At 37.8% G+C, this 2,927-nt stretch carries 5 protein-coding genes; 4 read left to right on the top strand and 1 reads right to left on the bottom strand.

The annotated features are described in order from the left end of the window. The first annotated feature begins 69 nt into the window (after positions 1–69). The 4 genes from K6C05_RS05245 (at position 70) to K6C05_RS05260 (ending at position 2,219) form a co-directional block, all read left to right on the top strand. Positions 70–240 carry a hypothetical protein gene (locus tag K6C05_RS05245; RefSeq protein WP_296732115.1) on the top strand — a complete coding sequence of 57 codons (171 nt, stop codon included), beginning with the start codon at positions 70–72 and terminating at the stop codon, positions 238–240. A 165-nt stretch (positions 241–405) separates the two neighbouring features. After that, a complete protein-coding gene (locus K6C05_RS05250; RefSeq protein WP_296732117.1) occupies positions 406–777 on the top strand; it encodes a hypothetical protein in 372 nt (123 codons plus the stop codon). Positions 778–1,200: 423 nt separating this feature from the next. Further along, a complete protein-coding gene (locus K6C05_RS05255) occupies positions 1,201–1,896 on the top strand; it encodes an AzlC family ABC transporter permease (RefSeq protein ID WP_296732120.1) in 696 nt (231 codons plus the stop codon). Next, positions 1,893–2,219 carry an AzlD domain-containing protein gene (locus K6C05_RS05260; RefSeq protein WP_296732122.1) on the top strand — a complete coding sequence of 109 codons (327 nt, stop codon included), beginning with the start codon at positions 1,893–1,895 and terminating at the stop codon, positions 2,217–2,219. The genes K6C05_RS05255 and K6C05_RS05260 overlap by 4 nt, the downstream gene beginning before the upstream one ends. Before the next feature lie 66 nt (positions 2,220–2,285). Here K6C05_RS05260 and K6C05_RS05265 read toward each other — a convergent pair whose 3' ends face one another. After that, positions 2,286–2,615: a hypothetical protein gene (locus K6C05_RS05265; RefSeq protein ID WP_296732124.1), complete on the bottom strand. Its 330-nt coding sequence runs from the start codon at positions 2,613–2,615 to the stop codon at positions 2,286–2,288. Between the last annotated feature and the right edge of the window lie 312 nt (positions 2,616–2,927).

Consider the following 2,927-nt stretch of genomic DNA (forward strand, 5'->3'; position numbering starts at 1 on the left):
TTATAAGTTTAATGTCATTATACGGAGGAAATAATTCTCCGATAGCTGTAAAAGCTGATAATATGTTGAATGAATATATTAGTGATCCAGGGGGATGCTAATAAGAAATATCAGGGGAATAATGTAAGTATCACCGGAAAAATGGGTAAGGTTGAACATGATGATATAGGCATGGGAGTAGTCACTATGCAATTAGGAATTAAAGAAGGTCAAGTTGGATTAGGATTTGATGAGGCGTAATTGGAAACCTTATTTTTTTTAAACATATGTGGTTACAGTTTTTTAACAAACAATAAAGTGGAGGGATAGGTATGTTTTTAAACAAATTAAAGCCAAAGAATCAGGAAAGATTTTTACAGCTTGCGTGCATGTATTGAATTAAATGAATGGATGGAGAATGATGATATGTTAAAAAAAATGTTTGTGTATTTTATAGCCGTGATAGCATTGGTGGCTTTTGCGCCGGTGGTGCATAGGGATATTCAGCCTTTTGACACTAATGTGGTTCATGCCAAAGGAAACAATGTGTGGTTCTATAGTAGTTCAGGATTGGATTATTGGTTGACAAAGGTAAGTTCAGAAGGGAATGGTGTTTATACTGCGTCTGTAACTGCAAAACATAATGGACAATTTCATCAGCTATATGTTTATAAGGTAAAATCAGAAAACGGGCTGGCGTATAGTAGCAAGTATGACCGGTCTGATGGTACTTGGAGTTCATGGTATCATGATGGTTTTGCCCAGGCCATGTGGAGAGGTATTCAGGATTATTTTTAATGTATATAATGAGTAAAAGATGTTCCCCGCCCTCTTAAGACAGGGGCAATATGCGAATAACAGGTGCTAAGTTAATATCTCCTGCCGGGTTGCACACGAAGTTAGCCCCTTTAGGGGAAAAGCTAATCGGAATATTTTTTACAGAAAAATTTGAATAATGGTGGTATAAATTTTGAATTTAACAAGCCGAGACTAGGTGGTTTTCTTTACCTCCAAGTCTTGGCTTTTTATTTTATGTGGGGAAAATACATAAAATATTTTAAAGAGAGATAGCCAGGTACTGTTTCTTTATTTTTTTACCATGATATAGATGTCTTTATTATTATTTAAACTTGGATATAATAGTATAATTATACAAATAAATGTGTTAAAATGTATGCAATTAATTATTTTATGCTAATAATTCATGGAGGTATTCAACTGATGAGTCAGTATTTTGATAAACAGGTGCTCAAGGCGGTATGGCCGATCTGCTTCGGGTATATTCCCCTGGGGGTGGCCTGTGGTATATTGGGGGAAAAGGTAGGTATGGACGCCTTTTTGATGGCGATGATGTCTATCTTTCTTTTTGCCGGCAGTGGCCAATTCATCGCATTGGCAATGATAGGGGCAGGTACAGCTATTATACCTATTGTGATTACCGTTGGCATTGTTAATCTGCGTCATATGCTATATGGATTGATTCTCAATCAGTATATTTCAAAGGAATCATTATTATACAGACTTTTTTATGCCCAGGAAATAGTGGATGAAACCTTTGCTGTAAACAGCATAGAGTTTCAAAAGAAGGATAATGACTGGAATCCTAAAAAAGCAGCCGGACTAAATTTCCTGGCTCACATGAGCTGGACTTTGGCCACTGTTTCAGGTGTGCTACTGGGAAGTGCCGTGTATATTGATACTGCTCTGGTCAGCTATGCACTGATAGCTATGTTCATTGGGTTGTGGTCATTTCATTTTAAGTCTGCAAAGCTGATTGGCATTGGTGTATTGGGTGGTGGGCTGGCCCTGCTGTTATCCCTGTGGTTGGATAATATGCTTAATGTGGTAGTGGCTACCATACTGGCGGCAATTATAGGTGCAGTTATAGATAACGGTGAAGGAGTTGAAAGGAAATGAGCTATAGTGATATATTGATATGTATTTTTGGATTATTCTGTTCTTCATATATCTCAAGGGTCTTACCCTTGGCTGTGCTGGGACGGCGGCCTATGCCAACTTTCTTGTCCCTGTGGCTCAAGTATGTACCCACGGCGGTGTTTGGTGCCCTGATATTTGTCTCTATTTTTGGGGATGCTCATAGTGGATTTAAGTTTTCCTGGTCCAATATTGAGTTTTTGGCTGCAATTCCGGTGCTGATTGTGGCAGCAAAGACCCAAAGCCTGGCCTACAGTATAATAGTTGGCTTGGCTGGTTATTGGCTTTTAAATAATTTTTATTGAGCATGATTATTTCCAATCTAAAAGCAGAGCCGGAAATAAAATCCAGCTCTGCCTTTTTTATTATTATTACCAGTCCCAGGCGGAACGGTCTATATTTTTGCCTACAACACCCTGGGCATGCTTCATGGCTTCATCCTGGCTGACCTTGGTATTCATGATAAAATATTCGTTAGGGTTGCGGTCGGAAAGAATAACTCTTACACCACATTTTTCCCAGGCACCGATAACTTCCTTTTTGGCTTGAGTGCTCCAATAAATCATTCCGGTTCCAAAGCGCTCACAGGAGCTATTAAGTGCTCCGAGGAACTTGCTGTCATTGGATGATTCTTTCAGGGTGCCACCTGCTACCTGTCCCAAATCATCTATTGTCATTCTGTTAGTCATGTTGTTAATCATTTTTATCATCCTTTCTTTAATGGCTCTTCTGAGCTGTTGTTTTTTGTTTTCTGTCTATTTTATGCGTAAAAGTAAAAAGTGTTACAAAAATAATTAAAATTTTTATTTCGAATAATATTATTAATATATTTTCATACCATGATGTTAACAAATAATAAGGAGTCTGAAATGAATATATATATCGCTCCTCTGGAGGGGATTACAGGATTTACCTTTAGAAATATTTTTAATAGATATTTTGGTCAAGGTGTTACCAAATACTTCACTCCTTTTTTGGCAATCTGTGCCAAAAAGGGAATCACTGACAAGGCC

Origin of the sequence: Anaerovibrio sp., assembly GCF_024697385.1 — a bacterium.
In the GTDB taxonomy this organism is placed as follows: Bacteria; Bacillota; Negativicutes; order Selenomonadales; family Selenomonadaceae; genus Anaerovibrio.